6 protein-coding genes and 1 pseudogene are annotated in these 21,101 nt (G+C 34.4%); 6 read left to right on the top strand and 1 reads right to left on the bottom strand.

Annotated features, from left to right (window positions below):
* Positions 1 to 85: 85 nt before the first annotated feature.
* The 3 genes and pseudogenes from ACM03V_RS16435 (at position 86) to ACM03V_RS16425 (ending at position 3,602) form a co-directional block, all read left to right on the top strand.
* A pseudogene (locus ACM03V_RS16435) lies at positions 86 to 975 on the top strand (ferritin-like domain-containing protein).
* A gap of 48 nt (positions 976 to 1,023) precedes the next feature.
* Positions 1,024 to 1,773, top strand: a complete 750-nt coding sequence (locus tag ACM03V_RS16430; protein WP_414621870.1) for an isoprenyl transferase — start codon at positions 1,024 to 1,026, stop codon at positions 1,771 to 1,773.
* Positions 1,774 to 2,153: 380 nt separating this feature from the next.
* On the top strand, positions 2,154 to 3,602 hold the full coding sequence (locus ACM03V_RS16425; protein WP_414621869.1) for an FAD-dependent oxidoreductase: 1,449 nt from the start codon (positions 2,154 to 2,156) through the stop codon (positions 3,600 to 3,602).
* A 456-nt stretch (positions 3,603 to 4,058) separates the two neighbouring features.
* Here the strand turns inward: ACM03V_RS16425 and ACM03V_RS16420 are convergent, their stop codons facing one another.
* A complete protein-coding gene (locus ACM03V_RS16420) occupies positions 4,059 to 5,336 on the bottom strand; it encodes an ABC transporter substrate-binding protein (RefSeq protein WP_414621868.1) in 1,278 nt (425 codons plus the stop codon).
* A gap of 157 nt (positions 5,337 to 5,493) precedes the next feature.
* Here ACM03V_RS16420 and ACM03V_RS16415 point away from each other — a divergent pair, with 157 nt between their 5' ends.
* The 3 genes from ACM03V_RS16415 to ACM03V_RS16405 all read left to right on the top strand — a co-directional run bounded on the left by ACM03V_RS16415 (position 5,494) and on the right by ACM03V_RS16405 (position 21,099).
* On the top strand, positions 5,494 to 6,249 hold the full coding sequence (locus ACM03V_RS16415) for a YebC/PmpR family DNA-binding transcriptional regulator (protein ID WP_414621867.1): 756 nt from the start codon (positions 5,494 to 5,496) through the stop codon (positions 6,247 to 6,249).
* Between the two features lie 401 nt (positions 6,250 to 6,650).
* Entirely contained in the window at positions 6,651 to 14,615 is a 7,965-nt protein-coding gene (locus tag ACM03V_RS16410; RefSeq protein WP_414621866.1) for a hemopexin repeat-containing protein, read from the top strand.
* A gap of 28 nt (positions 14,616 to 14,643) precedes the next feature.
* Positions 14,644 to 21,099: a neuraminidase-like domain-containing protein gene (locus ACM03V_RS16405; RefSeq protein ID WP_414621865.1), complete on the top strand. Its 6,456-nt coding sequence runs from the start codon at positions 14,644 to 14,646 to the stop codon at positions 21,097 to 21,099.
* Positions 21,100 to 21,101: the final 2 nt, after the last annotated feature.

The following is a 21,101-nucleotide window of genomic DNA, read 5'->3' as shown; positions in this document are numbered from 1 at the left end:
CCTACTTTACCCGACTGACAAACCCTAAACGAACGCTTAAAATAATAATATCAGAGCAAAAATAAACACTTTAATTTAAAAATAGATGATAGAAACACTTAGTAAATCCGCTTTGAATCGGGCAACTAAAATAAACCCCCACACAAACTACTTTCAAATTCAGCAAAATATCAATTCTCTCATCAAACATTATCTGTCAAAAAAATAACTACACGAACGCTTAAAAGATTTACCATCGCAATTTAACCAACCACAACCCCGTGTTTGGAAACCCATTGACTGGCAAAGTATTAATTCCGAACAAATAACTGGTATGGATTTACAAGTGTTTTTATCGGTTTTAGTCGGTGCGATAAATACCGAAGCGCCTATCCGAGGATATACACAAACGATTCGGCAATATTTACAGGAATTACATCCGTAAATGGCTCAGTATGTAGGAGGAACAATTGATCAAAATCAAAAGCTGATAGAGGCTATTTACCTAGCGATAATCCCTACGAAGACTTGTATCGTCACGGTTTACATCGCATAGCAACTGAATTCGGCGCGACTTGTCTTTATTTATGGATGATGGCTCATACAACCGGCTCGCTGCAAGACATTTTAGAACAGTTAGCAATAGATGAAATCAATCACATGACAAAATTATGGGGATTTGGTGTTTGGGCTTATCCCGATACTTCTGCAATCAAAATAACCAAAACTTTGATTAAAACTCGCCATCAAAAATATACACGTAATAGTTTAACAAGAACATTAAAACGGATGATGCAAACGCTGAAATGGAATTCTTGGAGTTTTAGTAACAAATCAAGCTTGTTATTTAGGTTTACTTCTGCAATACATCAACTGTGGATTTGGAATAATACCCTGACACCAAAGTATTTAAATGAACTATTTGGAGATACAGGAATTCAAAGTTCAAATCCAAGTTCAAATCAAAGTTCAAAATTCCTCGTAGCCAAGCCCTAATTTTCTGTATTTACTGTATAAAATCTAAGTTCTAAAATTTACAATCCTATGAATTCCAACTTACCCGCAGATTTAAACTTACAAAACTTACCCAAACACGTAGCCGTAATTATGGATGGTAACGGTAGATGGGCTACTCAAAAAAAGTTACCACGAGTTGCCGGACATCGGCAAGGTGCAAAGACACTAAAAGAACTATTACGATGCTGTAAAGATTGGGGAATAAATATATTAACAGCTTACGCTTTTTCTACCGAAAATTGGCGAAGACCAACTGAAGAAGTTGATTTCCTGATGCTTTTATTTGAAAAAATGTTGCGCCGCGAATTAGAAGAAATGCATCGGGAAGGCGTGCGAATTAATTTTCTTGGCGACTTATCCGCGCTACCGAAAGTATTACAAAATGAAATGCAGCGTTCAATGTTAGAAACATCCAATAATAAAGATGTTCTGTTTAATGTCGCAGTTAATTATGGTAGTCGCAAAGAAATCATCAGCGCTTGTCGTCAAGTTGCAGAATTAGTCCAAAAAGGCGAAATTAATCCAGAAGATATCGATGATAATTTGATAGAACAAAATTTATATACAGCAGATATTCCCGCACCTGATTTACTTATCCGCACCAGCGGTGAAAAGCGTTTAAGTAACTTTCTATTGTGGCAAATGGCTTATTCAGAAATGTATTTTACAGATACTTTATGGCCGGATTTTGACAGAGCAGCGTTCCAAGAGGCATTATTAAGCTATCAAAATAGAGAGCGACGCTTTGGAAAAGTGAAAGCTGTATTATCTGCTTAATTTTTATATAACTTTCTTTATGGCAGAAGATTACTGAAGATAAAACCGCAGACTTAGTAGGTTAGGTTAGACACGAAAATAACTCACGCCTGTTACGACAAGATTAATTAATCGTGTCGTAACCCAACATCAAGATGAAGGATAATTCTTTTAATATGCCGTTATTATCCAAGAATTACAATGTTGGGTTACGGCAGGATTAAATTTTCTACGTTTGTGTTCATATTTATTGTCTGCCTAACCCAACCTACTAGCTTACGTAAAGCCCCCCAAATTAGCGGGGGGTTGGGGGGATCTTAACGTTGCGAATACCTAATTTATTGTTGCGATTGCGTAAGTCCTAGTAAAATTAAAAAATAAAAATCATGTATAGATAAATTATGAACGATAATAATTACCATCAACAAGTATTAATTGTTGGAGGTGGCCCCGCAGGATTCGCAACCGCCCTGATGTTAGCTAAACGCGGTTGGACAAATATTACAGTATTAGAAAAACGCCCTACCGCAGATTATTACGAACCCGATAAATCATTTAACTACTTAATAGATGGGCGCGGTCAAAAATTTACAGATTATATTGGAATTACCGAGCAATTACCTAAAAATGGCGTTGCCAGCACAGATTTTTATTTAACTAAAATTACGCCGGATGGTAATCGTAAAACTTTAAAACTACCAATTATAAATCCTGACAGAAAACCGGCTTATTGGATAACTCGCAAGACGTTTGTTAATCTACTTTATCAAGAAATAGAAAAAAATTGGCATGACTCTATTACCGTTATATTTAATGCGAAGTGCGTTGAAATAAATAAAACTATTAACGGAGAAAGTAAGCTTGAAGAAATAAAGGCGATCGCCGAAATCGAAAATGGTGAAAAAATAAAGTTTCAGCCTTTTCTCTTAGTAGGATGCGATGGAATTAACTCAATAGTCCGAAATACTCTCAAAAAGTGGGAGAAACCATCATCAAGCAAATTTGAGATGAATTATTTCCCTTCACCAAGTTCGGGATTAAGATACAAAATATTAACATTGCCGCCAAAATTTCCTTTAGATGAAAAAGGCGAAGAACTAACGAAGAGCGAAATGGCATATGCTGTTCGTAGTGCATTCAAAGATAGGAAAAATTCAATATCCTTGGGATTATTACCCGTCAAAGATCCAGATGAAGTTCGTAGCGCTAATATTATTACCAAACCAAATCATAATATCTGGGAATTGAAAAGCGGTGAGGAAATGCATGATTTTTTAACGAAATCCTTTCCACAACTATCCATAAATAAAATAGTTTCTTCCCAAGAAGCCGAAAGATTTGCTCTAACTGAAGGTGGTACATTTCCGATTCCGCAATACTGCGATGGATTCTATTCAAAATTAAACGGAGAATCATTCATAGTTCTTTTAGGAGATGCAATACATAGCTTTCCCCCAGATTTAGGGCAAGGTGTCAACTCAGCATTAGAAGATGTATGTACGCTTAACGACGCATTACAACAAAGTAATAATAATCTTGTTGAAGCCTTACCTCTGTATGAATCATCGCGACTTCCCGACACAAAAGCATTAATACGTTTGATGCAAGTAGGTTATCCTTGGCAATATAATCAAGCTCCGATTCGTCAAAAGTTATGGAATATTAATTTTTTAGTGCGACTTTCATTAAGTAAGATATTACCCTTTTTAATTACTCCACCAGCATTCTTTCTGATTCAAAATCACCAGCTTTCCTACCAAGAAACATTGACAAAGGCTGAACGGACAACTCGGATATTGTATGCAATTATCGCTATTCTCTTATTAGGTTTAGCTAGTAGGTTGGGTTAGACACGAAAATAACTTATGCCTATTACTACAATATTAATTAATCGTGTCGTAACCCAACATCTATATTTTGAGGGCATAAAAAATATTCTTATGATTCACCCACAAATTATTGATAGACATCCCTCTCCTTAATAAGGAGAGGCAACGAGGGTGAGGTTTTAAATGTATTCAAATCAACCGAAAACTGTTATTAAACTTTTATCAACAAATTATAATATTGGGTTAGTATTTATTTTTTACCTACAAATCACTAGTAGGTTGGGTTAGACACGAAAATAACTTATGCCTATTACTACAATATTAATTAATCGTGTCGTAACCCAACATTAATATTTTGATAATTCTTTTAATATGCCGTTATTATCCACGAATTACAATGTTGGGTTACGGCAGAATTATAACTTCTAAATTTGTTTACATATTTGTCGTCTGCCTAACCCAACCTACAGCTATTCCCTATTTAAAAATCAAATCCAACCTCTGCTGCGATTCTTTCAAAGCATCTTGAGGACTACTTTTACCTAATAAAACTGCTTCCATTGCTCTACCGATACTTTGCGAAACTCTACTGTAACCGGCAAAAACCGGACGACTCCGCCCGTATTGCGCTTGTTCTAAAAATACTTTTGCGGTGGGATGTTTTTTAAGATAAGCCTGATATTCTTCGCTTTGACGCGACTTTAAATTTGCAGGTAAATATCCAGTACCTAACGCCCATTCTGTCTGAAAATCTTCACTTGCTACATATTCCGCGAATTGTAAAGCTGCTTTTTCTCTTTCTGATGTAGTTTTGAATAAAAACAGATTTTCTCCACCAATACTAGTAGCTTGACGTTCATCTACAGGAATCGAAAATACGCCATAATCACCGTCTTTAATATCATTATTTATATACGTTAAAGTCCAAGGTCCAGTTACCTGCATTGCAACTTTACCAGCGACGAAAGCATCTGTTTCAAAACCTCTCTCCGGTGCAGATAATACTACAGAACCATCTTTGACTAAATCTTGCCACAATTGCAAAGCTGCGATCGCGCCTTTATTATTCGCCAAATCTACCTTTGCGGGTTCCAAAGCTAATTCCCCCCCACCACTCCACATAAATGGCAGCCATATAAATACTGTGAATTCACCTTTTCCTAATGGCAAAAAGATACCGTGCTGGTCAATTTTATTATCTCCGTTGGTATCGCGAGTTAATTTTTTAGCAACTTGACGAAACTCTTCCCAAGTGCGGGGTAATTCATTAATTCCGGCAGCTTTAAATAAACTGGGACGATAAAAAATTCCAACATTATTAGTTGCAAAGGGTACCGACCAAATCTTTCCTTGATACTTCATTGAATCAAACAAAGCCGGATCGATTTCATTTTTTACCGGGGATTTATTTAACATTTCATCCAACGGTACTAAAGCATCTAATTCTACTAATTGTCCGGCAATTGTGGGATTAAACCATAATAAATCTGGTGGTGCATTTCCCACTACTGCCGCTAAAATCTTAGGCATTTGCTGATCTGGTTGCCCTACATAAAGCGACTGTACTTGAATTTTGGGATGATTTTGATTAAATTTATCTACTAACTTTTGCAAAACATCTCGATTAGAAGGTGGATTTACTCCCTGCCATAAAGTCAGATGCGTTACATTGCTTTTTTCACTCGATGAAGTTTGGCATCCCGTGACGATAATTATCGAAACTATTAGTAAAGCCAATAATTTTTTATAAAACATTCTTTTTCTTGTAATAATTCTAGCTATTGAAAAACACGGTTTCTTGATTTTCAAAAATTTAATACACTGCATTGAAGCATAAATGCTTAAAATGAAGTTAATTTTAGAGAAAAATTTATATATCTTAGTGGTTGATTCAATTTTATAGGTTGGGATTATGGCAGGACATAGTAAATGGGCTAATATCAAGCGTCAGAAAGCGCGGGTTGATGCTAAAAGAGGCAAAACCTTCACTCAGCTATCCCGTGCGATTATTGTTGCCGCTAGAAATGGTGTAGCAGATCCGAATGGTAACTTTCAACTGCGTACCGCCATCGAAAAAGCCAAAGCAGCGGGTATTCCTAACGATAATATCGAGCGGGCGATCGCTAAAGGTGCGGGTACTTTTGCAGACGATGAAGCAGAGTTTGAGGAAATTCGCTACGAAGGCTACGGACCGGGTGGTGTGGCAATTTTGATTGAAGCACTTACGGACAATCGCAACCGTACCGCAGCGGATTTACGAGAAGCTTTTGGCAAAAATGGCGGCAATCTGGGAGAAACTGGTTGCGTTAGCTGGATGTTCGACCAAAAAGGCGTTTGTACTGTAAAAGATATTCCTAACGAAGAAAAACTTCTCGAAGCTTCCTTAGAAGGTGGTGCCGAATTTTACGAAATCACCGAAGATGATATGGCGGAAGTTGTATCGGAAGTTGCGGATTTAGAAAACCTCAACCAAACTCTTCAAGAAAGTTTTGATGTTACCGATGTAGAATTGCGCTGGATTCCTAGCAATAACATAGATGTGACTGACTTAGAACAAGCGCGGTTGCTGATAAAGTTAATTGATACTCTTGAAGCTTTAGACGATGTGCAAAATGTGACAGCTAACTTCGATCTAGCTGATGATTTAATGGCTGCTAGCTTAAGTTAGTCTCGAATTTGCGCGTGTTTATTTGTGAAAAGTTAGATAATGTATTTTGTCAATAAGTCAAAGGATATAAGTAAACGGATCAAATTAAATATAAAACCTCACGATGTAAAGTTTTATTTATACACTTTACTTTTTTGAGGTAGAGCTTTTACTCTATGAAGTAGTTAGATGTGTTTCAAAACATACAATAAAGCTTAGTCATAAGATCAAGATTAAATTCAAAGATTCAGCTTCAGCCCTTGAAAATGCACAGGATAACATTTCAAGGCACAAGTAAAATTGGTTACAAAATTTAGAGGTAATTAAGTAGTGTTCAGCTATGCTGTCTCTATCTGATTTTTGTGCAAATGTTGCCTGAAGAAGATTCTAAAAATAAAATTACAGGAATATAAATAGACCCCATGAGTACTAATCCAGATTTACCAAGCTACGAAGAGCTTTTCGGTAAATTAAATTTTAAGAAAGGTGATGATGGTCGTTCTGTATATTCACCAGCAGCATATCTAACTGATTTGCTTCAGCTTTTAGATGATAATTTTGAGCAACCACAGCTGGATCGAAGGGAAGATATAAAAAGTATATTGCTAAATTCTGAAAATACTTACGGTACTATTCCATATCTAGATATTGTTAATCAAGTTTTAGAAGAGAAGGTATCTCAGGGTGATGTCTATGAGGATATGAGAACTGCTAAGTACCCTTTTAATTTACCTTTCAATTATGAAAATGAAAGAGTTAAAAAGTTTCTTAATTATTTAAATATTACTAATGAATCATTATATAAATCATTTAGCCGACAAACTGACTATAATATCGTTGCTAGGGAGTATTTAGGATTATCGGAAGAGGAATATAATACTTATATAATTGAAGAAAATCGAGAAGAAGAAATTAGAAAGTCTTATAACAATCAATCTTTTAGCGATTTAAAGCAGGTAGAATATTTTCTTAAAATTACTGAGATTTCTGGTTCTGAATTAAGAGAATTATTATATCAAAATTTAAATGGCGAGGAAACGGATCGAGCAGCTAATTTCTTTATTAACTATAAATTAGATGATTATTCAAAGTTAGATGAAAATGAAGAAAATATTATAGGGATTAAAGATTCTAATATACCTGTATGGTATGAGCGAGTAAATAGATTTATCAGGATATCAAAGAAAATTGGTATTTCGTTTACTGACTTAGATATTATTCTTCGTAGTTGTTGTAAAAATAAACTTGATGCTGAAGCAATTAAGAATATTGCAGTCATAAAACAATTACACGATTTATCCGAGCTTCCCTATGATGTTATTTGTGCTTTCTTCAGCGATATCAACATATTAGGTATCGGAGAAGATCAACCCCAAGATTTATTCAATAGGATTTTTAATTTAAAATTTACCGATATCGATCAACAATATATTTCTGTCTCAGAATTTATTCCCGAAGCGTATTCTAATTCTACTTACACTAAACTAGCTTGTTCGGGGGATATTCTTGCTCTGAGCAATAAAGTTTATAGAATTCGTTTGAGCAGAGCTTTGGGTATTTATGACAAAGATTTGAGTAAAATTATTGAGAAATTTAGAAGTAAATCTAGTAAATATGATGGTGATGAACTAAACGAAACTCCCCTTGATATTTGTAAGAATAGTGAAGAATACCAAGAGGTTGAGCTTTCTGCTTTATCCCTATTATTCAGGATTGGTAAATTAACTGAAACCCTGGATATTTCCTACGATGATTTATTTAATTTGTTCGATATCTTAGAAACAGACCCAACAATTAGAAGATACAGTAATTTTGATATTTTAATTGAACGAGATACGGAGATACTTGATTGTTATCAAATTATTTCCAGAACCAACGTTGATTCAATATGGTTGGTACAAATTTTATTCTCCATCGTAAAATGGATGAAAACCAATCAATTTACCACTCAACAACTCAAGTTTGTGTTAACTGGTAAATTTCAGGTAGATGAAGTAATAAAAGTAGAAGAAGAAAAACGCAAACAAGAGAAAATCATTTTTTTAAATCAGCTTTACCAGCAGTTTAAACCTACTGCTTTGAGCGTAGATTTATTTGATTCTGATTTATTTGATAATCGTGCTGCGAGAATTATCTACCAGACGTTGACATCTGACAATCAAGTTTCCAGTTTTGATAATCGATTAGTTAAATATAAACAAGATTCCGTTAATCAATCTGCTTATCAAGCTTTAAAAAATATTGAAACTTTTAGTAAAGAAGATTTTATGTATCTAGGTTTAGAGCAAAATCTCCTAGATAGAATTTTCAATGCTTTAATTTTACAAGGTTATATTGATACTGAAGGGAAGTTGAATGAAGAGAAGATTGCGGATTCAGTTAAAGTCAAGATAGAAACTGATTTTAGCGATTATCGCAAAGACCTTTTTGAGTTAATTCTTAATTTAATTGCTAATGAAGTTAAATTGACGGATGAAGAAGACGAAGAATATATAGATATAGAAGAAGAAGAAATATACATCCTTGATGTTGCTATTTATCCTTCTGATTTAGCAGTATTTACACTTACTGAAGAACAGCGTCAAGAATTATACGATAATTTAATTGTTAACGGTTATATTAATGACGAAGGAACTATTTTAAAACCGGATTTTTTCACTACATTCGATTCTTATTCGTTATTTGAAGTCAATACCAAAATTAAAAATTATTCAGCAGAGATTTTTCAGGTTATATTTTCACGAGTTGAAAAATTTGAACAAGAGAAGATTACCCTTAATAAACAAATATTTTCAGCACTTCCCCTCACCGAAGCTGAAATTTCAGATTTGATGGAAAATCTACAGTTTAACGAGTATATCGATGGGGATAATATATTCATCAATAAAGAGAGTTTATTAACTCAAGATGTAAAAGAGTTTAAATTAGCTTTGGTGTTTTACCCCTATCGACACAAGATACTCAAAGCTATTCAGGAATTAATTGATCGATCAAAGTCCAGTTTTTACGTTTTCACGAAAGAATCCTTTACTGAAATAGCGGATAAAATTGTTGCTAATTTAATTTTTGAGAGTATTAAAATTGAATATCTCAACGACGATGGGATAATTGGAAACGATGAAAAATCTTTTTTCCTAGAACCAGATAATTTGGCTGAATTTACGATTGATTCCGATTTCACCGATCAAGAGACGGAAGCTATCTTTAATAAGATTGGTCAAATTATCTCTAGCTCTGGACAATATCAATTCAATCCGGAAATTCTTGATGAGTTAGATTTTGATATTGAAGAACGGGAAGAATTGATTGACATATTAGCAGATGGATTTCTTCTGGAGAGCGGGTATATCCCTGAAGACAAAATTGATTACTTCCTCAATATTAATAATGCACTTATTTTTAATTTAGAAAAATTCGAGGACTATAATAAGGATATCTTTTTTGCCATACATAGCTTTGCGAAAACCGTCAATTCTGCGATCGAGGAGATTTCTGAGAAAGTTCGAGAGATTGCTGAAATTCAACAAATGGTGTTGTTGGATGTTTCTCAAGAAATCTTTGGTTTAGAAAAAGATATATTAAAAGTCATTTTTGATAATTTCTTTCAAAGTTCGGATCGGATTGTCGAAGAATTTATGGTTCCGGTTCTAGCTGTGGTGAACAATGACGATACAATCACGGAAGAGCCGAATCATAATAAATTCAATTTTACCTATCGGAGAATACAACAGTTTGCTCTACTAGTCTCTATTTTAAGGTTGAATCGGAAAGAAGTTGAAATTATTCTGGAAGACCAAGATATTGTAGAGAAATTCCCGGAAAAATTAATTCTTCCTGAAAATATCAACAGTATTGATGCTTTATGGGAAAGTCCGGAAGGAATTATATATCTATTTAAGGATAATAAATATTGGACTTATTCAGCAGAGACTTATAATCAGTTTAAATCTGAAGAATTAACATTTAAATTAACGGAAATAGGTTATTCTCAAACTTTAGCGAATAGAATCAGTAGGGATAATCATATTAGCTCCCTATCTAACTATTTTAAAGATATTTCTCATATAGACGCTGCTTTAGTTGATAAAAATGGCAAATCATTTATCTTTGCTGGGGGTGAATCTTATAGTAAGGAGAAAGATAGTACTCGGTGGGTGAAGGAAAAGCAGGTGTGGGGATTGGTTGAAAGCGATTTCGAGTCACCAGAACATATTGATGGAAGCTTTCAAGATAAAGCAGGTAAAACCTATCTGTTTTTCGGAGATCAATATATTCGCTATTCCAATGGTAGTTATGATTTTGTGGATGAGGGATATCCTTTAGAAATCGCTGGGAATTGGAAAAATGAAGGTTTTAGTTCAAATTATCAATTACCTGTAGAGTTTCATAAATCAATTGATGCTTCTTTTCAAGGTACTGATGATAAAATTTATCTTTTCAAGGACAACAGCTATATTTGTTCTGAAAATTCATCTCAAAGAAGAAGTATTTCGCAAACTTGGGGAAAGGTTAAAAATAATTTTGAGAATCTAAGTAATATTGACGCTGCTTATGTTGATAGTGGTCAATATTATATCTTTGCTGGTAATCAGGTAATTGTTTATCAAAACTGTTTGGAAAATGACGGTTTAATTGTTGAATCCGGTTTCCCCAGACTTTTAGAATCCTATTATCCCAACTTACCAGCGGAATTTAAAAATGGGATTAATGCTGCTTTTAAAGGTGAGGATGGAAAGGTTTACCTGTTCAAGGATAATAAATTCGTCAGCTTTTATGCTTACGATAATGATACTCCTATTATCCCAAGCAATGTAAAACAGCACTGGGGAATTGTTCCTAATAGTATTATTGATACTGGGATTGTTAATGCTGCATTTGTAGGTTTAGATGGTCATACCTATGTGTTCGGGGGAAATCAATACGTTCGTTATTCGGGAGATGATTATTCTCAGGTTGATTGCGGATATCCTCGGACGATTGAAGATGACTGGGGTGGTTTAATTCATGTCGATGCTGCTTTTATATTAGACGGGAAAACTTATTTATTTGGGATGGATTCTACCGAAAATACAGTTTACGTCCGCTATTCGACAAATGATTATACAGAACTAGATCAAAATTATCCCCAAGAACCTAATGATAACTGGTGGAATCTTCCTTTTAGTTTAGTTGAGGAAGGAGCTGCTTTTCACCGTATAGATGCAGTTTTAAATAGTTCGGATGATAAAGTATATTTGTTCTCCAACAATAAATTTATCTATTTCGATAATAAACAGCGTTGGTGGTCGGAACCACAAGATTTAAATACCCATTGGGATAGTATTCCTTTTGAATCCGTTGACGCTGCTTTTACTGGAAAAGATGGTAAAACTTATCTTTTCTCCGGAACGGAATATCTGAGATATAGCGGTAATAATTATAATCAAGTTGAAGACCGATATCCCAATATAACTAACCGATATTGGGGAAATGTAATCAATAATATCGCAAAAACTGGAAAAGTTGATGCTGCTGTTGTCGTCACATCTCAAGCTGAATATAACGATTATCAATTAGAATTAACAACTTCTCAATTACCCGATTATAGAAGAAATACAATCGCGATCGCAAAATTTGGGGATAATTATCAAGTCCGCATTTTCGATAGTAATGGTAGCATTGTCGGAGGAAATGAATTTGCTCCCGATAGTATACTTCGCAATAAAATTGATTCCGCTTTACTACAATCTGCAATTAATCGTCAAATAGCTTCAGAAATTATTGCAGAAATTACATTTACGTTGAACTATACCATTACTCTAATACATACCTACCTTTTCTCCGGAGACCAATATTATCGTTACCAAGGAAATCAATATGACGTAGTAGAAGAAGGATATCCAAAATATATTTCCACTTCTCTCCATCAAGAACCCAGATTTCAAATGCAAACTTTTTGGTCAGGAAAGATTGACGCTGCTTTTGCTGACCGTCGTCATATATATTTATTCCAAGGAACAAAATGTCATGTCGTATCTGAAAGGTTATATCAAGCTTATTCTTACAACGATTTAGATATTGGACAAGTCAAATGTGCTTTCCTCGAAGACAGTTTATATATAGCTGATGGTAATTCGTGGAATCGTTTCGGCAATATTGAAGGTCAAGAAGTGAGAAGAAATTCTGTTGAACCTCCAATATTAAGAAATGTACCAGATAAATTCAAAACTGAACTCGATGCTGTATTACATGGTGTCGATCGCAATACTTATCTATTTAAAGGAGCGGATTGCTTTAATATTTTATTGAATAAAGAATATCCGCTAAATGAAGAATGGGGAATAGTCAGAAATAATATTTACTTGAATAAAAGCATTGATGCAGCATTTGTCGGACTCGATGGAAAAACTTACCTGTTCAGCGACCATCAATATGTAACTTATTCCGGTAATACTTATATTAAAGAAGAAATTGAAAGACTTCCTCAAGAGATTTCTGAACACTGGGGAGGTTTAACTACCGTTGCTTTAGCTTTTGTCAAAGACGATAAAACCTACTTATTTGAAAAAGCAGATCCACAAGGGAATTCTCGTTACGTCTGTTATTCCACCGCAGACTATTCCCAACCAGACTCAGGATTTCCTCAAGTTGCAGATATTGATTTTTGGCAGATTCCCCACGAATATACTGAAGTTGGAGAAAAATCGGAAATACCTCAAAAATATCTTCAAGTTAATGCAGCGCTATTTGAAAATGATAATATGTTCCTGGTAACAGGGAAACATTATCTCCAATTTAATAATTTAGAAGATAGTTGGGCTTATCCCAAACCACTCGAACGGATATGGAGAGATATTCCCTTTAAAAAAGATATTTTTGATCGTGTCAAAACCGCTTTTACCGGGAAAGATGGCAAAACATATTTTTTCTCAGATGAATATTATGTTACTTACGATGGTAGTAGATTTACTGAACCAACGTTAATTGAAGAAGATTGGGGAATAATTGATAACAACTTTGTGAATAACGGACTGCAAAATAAAGTAGATGCAGCATTCGTTTGGCAAAATAAGATTACTTATTTGTTTTCCGGAGACCAATACGTTAGATATTCGACAGCAGATTATCGTTATGTAGATACAGGATATCCCAAGTTTATTGTTGATTTAACAGATGAACCGGGATTTAATCAACTTCCCGAACAATTTACAGATACCCTTACCGACCTGAGCGTTAACGAGACAGATACATTAATAAATGCCATCGTAGCGAACAATCGGAATCTCTACATCTTTATGGATAACCATATTCATGTAGTATCGCAAAAACTCAGCGAAAATTACGATATTGAAATTATCGGTAAATTGAAGAACAGCATAGTTGAAAATAATCATGTTGATGCTGCCTTTGTCAATGGAAGCAGACAGACCTTTTTATTTTCCGGGGATAATTATGTCAGGTATTCCCAAGATGAGTATGAATATGTAGATGATGGATATCCTAAAGCGATCGCTGATTTGACAAGTGAAGAAGGGATGTCACAATTCACTGCTTCTTTTAAATATGGCATTGATGCAGCCGTTTGGGGTGCTGACGGTAATATTTATTTATTTAAAGGTCAGGAATATCAAAGCTCTGCTGAATTAGAACCTCGACCTATTCAAGATAAATGGGGAAAGATTAAAAACAATTTTACCGACCCAGATACTTCAATTAATGCAGGATTCGTATCTGAGAGAGGGTATATTTATCTTTTCAAGGGAAACCAGTATATCAGATATAGCGAATCCAATCAAAAATATGTTGATCAAGGATTTCCCAAGTCTATAAAAGATAACTGGGGTAATTTACCAGTTCACTTCGAGCAATCTATAGATAGTGCTTTTGTATTAGAAGGTAAAACATACTTCTTGAAAGGGGATGAATACGTTCGTTATTCTGACGAAGAATATCAGTCAATAGATAGTATTTACCCGCAAAAATTTGAATATCGTTGGGGAAATTGGTCAGATTATCTTTTAAACGATATCAAAACCATAACTCGTTTTAAACAGCTTCAGGATAATTATAGTAACGGAGATTATACCTTAGTTAATTTCCTGCATTATGACCAAGGAGAAATTCCAGACCCCTATCAAATGCTTGCTGAGATATTTGATTGGGATATTGATGATTTGAAATGGTTAAAACGAAATAATGCTTTTTTGACAAGTGATTCTTTAGAAGTCAAATTTAATTTAGAAATAGCGATTAAATTATTTGACATATTTGAAGTAATCAAGAAAATGGGAGCTTCCCCAAAAGAAATTTACCAACAAGTTTGGTTGAAGATGTATTCATCTACAAATAAAAATTTGAAATCAGCCGCAGATACTTTATACAAGTTTTTAGCTTTAATTCATAGTTAATCCCAATTACCAATTTTCTAATATAATCATGACAAAAAATAATTGGCTCGAACTTTCCCAACAAATTCATAACGAACTAAATGTTATCAAAAGAGATGCTTTGGTTCCTTATGTAATATCTCATGATAACGAAACAGAAAGTCCTCGTGACTTATACGAAAAACTGTTGATAGATGTAGAAATGGGTAGCTGTGGTACAACTTCTAAAATTAAGGAAGCTATTGCTGCAACTCAACTATATTTTCATCGATATTTCGTTAATTTAGAAAATATTGGTATAAACGGATTTCAAGATGAGGAAGTTAAATCAAAATTAAAAGAATATTGGAAATGGATGAGAAACTATCGGGTTTGGGAAGCAAATCGGAAAGTATTTCTTTATCCGGAAAATTATATCCGTCCCGAACTTCGAGATACAAAAACACCGGGATTTCAAACATTAGAAGAAGATTTATTGCAAGGGGAAATCACCCTTGATTTAGCAGCGAAAGCCTTTAAAAAATATCTGGATGAATATACAGAAGTTTCTCGTTTAACTATTGCTGGAGGTTACGTTTACGATAAACCCGGATTCGGAGGAGAAAAGCAAAATTTAGTTTTGTTTGGACGGACAAAAACAGACCCCAGACGATACTATTACCGTCAAGGAGAATTTCTCGGTGGAGAAAACGGTTCTAGTTTATGGGAATATTGGTCAAGCGTTAATATAAAAATTGATGCGGATCGAGTTTATCCCGTATTTGCTTTTAATCGAGTATTTGTGTTCTGGTCTAATATACAAGCTATTACAGAAGACCCAGCTAATGCTTCTATTACTACTAAAGAAACTGAAAATACACAAACGGTATCATCTCAAGCAGAAGTAAAATATCTAATTGATATCTCCTTCTCTTTTTATAATTTAAATAAAGAATGGGTTCCAGCACAAACATTAGCTGCTGAGATTAAGGAAGATGCTAAAATTAATGACGTTCAATTATTTGTTGAAAACTCTAATAGATTAAAATTAAATAATAATCATGATAATCTCCATGAAATCCATGAAAATATAGTAATTAACTGTAGTTACAAAATTAATCAAGAAGAAAAATTTAAAGAATTTAGATTAACTCCAGAACTATATACCGAAGAAGTTTTTGATGCAAAAGGATTTAGTAATAGTGGAATAGAGGTATTCACATCTTTATTTGACGAACCAGCAATCAGTCCTAATAATGTGGTCATGTTTAACGCTCCAGAAGCTTCATCAAGAGGTGCTTGGTTTAGCTTTGACCATAAGGGAGGAAGTTTCCTATGTAAACCTGATGTTGCGATTTTAAATGATAATGCTTTCCCACAAAATATTGGTAAGAATAATGATTTACCCAAGTGGGATAAAATTGACGCTGCTTTTATGGGTACTGACAGTCAAGTTTATTTCTTTGATAATACTACTCAAAAATATGTTAGTTCCGAGAATCTCGATAATTTAAACAAGACTCGGGATAGATGGGGTAAGATTCGTACCAATATTCAAGTAAGCGGTATTGTTGATTCTGCTTTTATTCACAACAATAAGCTTTATCTTTTCAGTGGTAATGAATATTTAGTATATTCCCAAGAATATGATTTTGCTGACTTTAGTTATCCTAAATCCATCTCAACTAATAATCATGCAGAAATCAATTTACCAAAATGGAATAAAATTGATGCTGCTTTGAAGGGTAGAGATGGAAATATCTACTTTTTTAAGAATTCAACTAAAACATATGTTGCTTCTAACAATATAAATGAGGAGAAATCAATTCAAAGTAAATGGGGTAAAGTAAAAAATTCATTTACCGTACCCCAGAGCAATAAAAAATCTGTTGAAACAGCCTTTATCTTTGGAGATAAAACATATTTAATTAACGAAAAGCAAATTATTAGATATACAGGAGGTAGTTATCAATTTGTAGATAATGGATTTCCGATAGAAAATAGTTTTTATAATCTGTTAGAAGATTTAGGTTATCAAAACAATGATGAATCTCACAAAAAAGAAATTGTTGATATAGCTTTCGTTCTTGATTCACATATATATTTTATCTTTGACAAAGAAGGTAGACGTAGAGATAGATATTATAAACTAAATACAACTACTTTAAACTTAGAAAAGGTTGCAACCGCAGAAGATAAGAGCGAAGATGCTAACTGGGAGTTTAATACAGCGTTTACGGTAGGTAATACACAATATAAATTTAAAAATTCACAGTTAACTATATCTGGAGTCCCGGTTATAGACTTGGGATTTACAATCGATACAGCATTCGCTGGTCGGGATAACAATATATATATATTTAGAGGTCAATATTATATTGTCTTCTCCGTATCTAAAGTTTCCATAATTGTGGAACAAATCAATAATTGGTCTAACCCTCAACCGCAAAGTAGTAAATGGGGAAGGATTTACAATAAAGTTGCTGCCGATGGTATTATCGATGCAGCCTTTGTACGTGACACAAAAACTTATTTATTCAGCGGTGATGAATATCTAGTTTATTCAGACTTTCTCTATGAATACGCTGATGAAGGGTATCCCAAGCAGATTTTAGATAATACAGAAGATTTTCCCCAGTGGAATCAAATTGGAGCAGCATTTACAAACGGCAATAAATCATACTTTTTCCAGAAGAAGATTCAAGACGAAGACCAGTATTTTGTTGAATCGAGTAATTTAAACCAAAATATTCTGATCAAAAGTAAATGGGGTAAGGTTAGCAATAATTTTCTAGGAACTGGAATAGTAGATTCTGCTTATATCAAGGGTAATTATCTATTTATGAGCAGCGGTAATCAATTTATCCGCTATACCCTTACCGAAAATCAACAATTACCGGAATTTGTTGATAGTGGTTATCCCAAACAAATTAAAACCGATATTCCTAACCTTAATAACATTAAGATTGATGCTGCTTTTACTCTTGGCAATGAAAATAAAAAGAAAGTATACATAATTTGCGAAATCGAACAAAAATTTCAGAATATATTTTTTGCTGGAATTTTTTGGACGATTAGAAAGAAGGTCTATTTTGTTTTATATAATAACCAAGAACTGGATTCTTTAGCAGAATCTAAAAATATTAATGGTAGTTTTGGCAATATTCCTCAAGACTTAATTGATTTGGGATTCGATGCTGCTTTAAATAAAGGAAGCGAACTGTATTTATTTCAAAATAATCAATATATCAAGTATCCAAATATAGATGATGATAACGAACCTAGACCTTATGAAATAACTGATATTCCATATGAGATTATCCGGTTAACTACCAGCACCGCTTATAAATTAAATCAAAGATTGTTTGCTGGAGGGATAAAGTGGTTATTAAGTCTTTCTACACAAGAAACAGATGAACTACCTTCATTTAGTACCGAACAATCTACTCCGACTCAAATTAAAGTTAAACAAGGGAAAGTTACTAATTTACCTATAAGTTCCCATCTTGATTTTAACAGCGCTAACGGTCTTTATTATTGGGAAGTGTTTTTCCACGCTCCATTTCTGATTGCTCAATCCCTTAATACCGCTCAAAAATTTGCAGAAGCTAAAGAATGGTACGAATATATATTTGACCCCACAGAAATTACTCATTACTGGAAATTTTTACCTTTCTTAGCTGTAGATATCCAAGCAATTATTACTTCGGGACGAACTACTTTAGCAGAATTAAAAAATCCTCAAAATATTGGTATTAATGTTGCTACGGTTGAAAATGATTTCAATAATATTTTTACCCGTATAGAACCATTAACTGACGTTTTTCAACATCTTCGTCAATTATCCGAGCAGCAGCAAGATGATTATAAAAATTATTTTAATGATTTAAGTTTAACGCTGAGAAACACCCAAGATAATTTACGTAAATTACCTATACCTCTTGACGAAAATAAAATTGAACGATATCAGAAATTGGTCAATCAGTTGCACGAATTAACGGGGATTATTGATAACCTGTGGTACAACTACGACTTAACCAGAGTAAAGGATGCAGAAATTCAAACTTACTTAGATGACCCCTTCGACCCCCACGCGATCGCAAATTTACGAAAGACTGCATATCGTAAATCAATTGTCATGGCTTACATCGATAATATTATCGATTGGGGTGATATGTTATTCCGTCAATATACCTCCGAAAGCATCGACGAAGCTCGGATGTTATATATTTTGGCTTACGACCTGCTCGGTAAAAAACCCGAAAGTCTGGGTACTAAAATCCTTTCCCCCGACAGTAATTATACTCAAATCCCCAACCAACCCGATTACGATGACTTCCGAGCAGAACCAGCGATTCTTCCTCATACAGGAAACGAATTAATATTTACTAAACTTACTACCACTACCCCTAACGATAGCGTTGGTAATCCCTATTTCTTCGTCCCCGAAAATCCCTTGTTTAACGATTATTGGAACCGAGTCGAAGATAGACTCAGAAAAATCCGTAGCTGTCAAAATATTTTAGGTATCGCTCAACCACTACCATTATTTGAACCTCCCATTGACCCAATGGCTTTGGTGAATGCTGTAAGTTCTGGTGCTGGTTTGAGTAGTGCTTTAGCTAGCATTACTAATGTAGAGGTTCCCCATTATCGCTTTAGTTTCCTCTTAGCAAAAGCCAAAGAATTAGTTGCCAAACTCAATCAATTTAGCGGTGAATTACTGGGAGCTATTGAGAAACAAGATGCTGAAGAACTTACCCTACTGCAAAATAAGCATGAAAGCGTCATTTTAGCAATGACCCAGAGTATCAAAGAAGCGCAATTAGAAGAAACCAAATATAATACTCAATCTTTAAACGAAAGTTTAAATTCCGCTCGACAACAAGTAACTCATTATTCCAATCTCATTTCTGATGGCTTACTTCCTACAGAAGCTGCTCAAATTGCACTAATGATTGCTGGTTCTACTCTCATGACTGCTTCGGCTATTGTAAAAACACTTTCGGCGATCGCCTGGACTTTTCCAAAAGTTACCTTGGGTCCATTTTCTGTGGGGGTAACTACTGGTGGAGACCATGTTGGTGAAGCAATTGAAAAGACAGCAGAAGCTTTAGAAACTGGTGGAGATGCTTTAAGTACTATCGGAGAAGTGATTGGCATTTTTGCTCAACACCAGCGCTCGGTTCAAGATTGGGAACTTCAAAAGAAAATAGCAGACAGCGATGTACTCCAAATAACCGCTCAAATCGAAGCAGCAAAACTTCAAGAAAAAATTGCTCAACAGGATTTATTAATTCATCTCAAACAAATTGAACAACAGGACTCAATTACCACCTTTATGAAAGGTAAGTTTACCAATACCCAACTATATCAGTGGATGGTCAGTAAACTTTCGGCGATATATTACCAGACTTATCAAATGGCATACGATATGTCAAAAGCTGCCGAAAAAGCCTTTCAATTTGAACGAGGTTTGAAAGAAAGCGAAGTCAATTATATTAATGGTTTGTATTGGGACTCCCAGAAAAAAGGATTGTTAGCGGGATATAGCTTAGACCTCGATTTAGACCGAATGGAAAAAGCTTATTATGAAAGCTATCGTCGGGGTTTTGAAATTACTAAAAACGTTTCTTTAATTAAACACGACCCCGTAGCATTATTTGAATTAAAACGTCGGGGTAGCTGTACCTTTGCTTTGAACGAAGCAGACTTTGATTACGATTATCCCGGACATTACAACCGTCAAATCAAAACCGTTTCCATCACCTTTAATGCAGCAGAAGGGGAATTTGTCAATGCAATTTTAACTCAATTAACTGATAAAACCGTATTGGAACCAGATTTAAAAGCAGTTAAATATTTGATGGAACCCAAAGACTTACCACCCCTTTCGATACGTAGCGGTTGGAAAGCCAATCAACAAATAGCCTTTTCCCATACAAATACCTTCACCGGAGAAAGTCAAGGACTATTTGAACTCAACTTTAACGACGAACGCTATTTACCCTTTGAAGGAACCGGAGCAATTTCCACCTGGGAACTCGAACTTAAAGGTAAACGCGGTTCTTACAATCTCGATCAACTTACCGATATTACAGTTAACGTTCAATATACCGCAATGCAAGGAGGTAAAGATTTTGCTCTGGGGGTGAAAGGAATGTTAAAACCCTATCAAACTACTCGTTATTTCAATATTGCCAATGAATTTGCCAATGAATGGGGTGAATTTTTAGATAGTGATAGTAATGAGCTAATTCTAACTTTGAGTCGTGACTTATTTCCTGATATAAGTAGTAGTAAAATTTCTGGAATTTATACCCAATTTGATTTATACGAACCTGGTGAGATAAGTATGATGCTGAATAATCAAGATGATTTACCTTTGCAAAATGGTAAATATGTAACCACACCTGGATTAAATATTAGTAATCAAACGTCGAATTGGGTTTTAACGATTAAAGGAGATAAGCAGAATTTACGCAATATTAATTTAGTCGTGAGTTATCAAGCGAAATTAAATTGAAA

It is taken from the genome of Calothrix sp. CCY 0018, from assembly GCF_963920925.1.
Lineage (GTDB): Bacteria > Cyanobacteriota > Cyanobacteriia > Cyanobacteriales > Nostocaceae > Rivularia.
Note: the sequence above shows the minus strand (reverse complement) of the source record. Positions and strands in the feature narration are given on the sequence as shown.

Excerpts from the sequence above, each read along its gene's own strand:
- ACM03V_RS16420 (WP_414621868.1), bottom strand. The coding sequence starts at position 5,336 with ATGTTTTATAAAAAATTATTGGCTTTACTAATAGTTTCGATAATTATC.
- ACM03V_RS16430 (WP_414621870.1), top strand. The coding sequence starts at position 1,024 with ATGAATTCCAACTTACCCGCAGATTTAAACTTACAAAACTTACCCAAA.
- ACM03V_RS16415 (WP_414621867.1), top strand. The coding sequence starts at position 5,494 with ATGGCAGGACATAGTAAATGGGCTAATATCAAGCGTCAGAAAGCGCGG.
- ACM03V_RS16410 (WP_414621866.1), top strand. The coding sequence starts at position 6,651 with ATGAGTACTAATCCAGATTTACCAAGCTACGAAGAGCTTTTCGGTAAA.
- ACM03V_RS16405 (WP_414621865.1), top strand. The coding sequence starts at position 14,644 with ATGACAAAAAATAATTGGCTCGAACTTTCCCAACAAATTCATAACGAA.
- ACM03V_RS16425 (WP_414621869.1), top strand. The coding sequence starts at position 2,154 with ATGAACGATAATAATTACCATCAACAAGTATTAATTGTTGGAGGTGGC.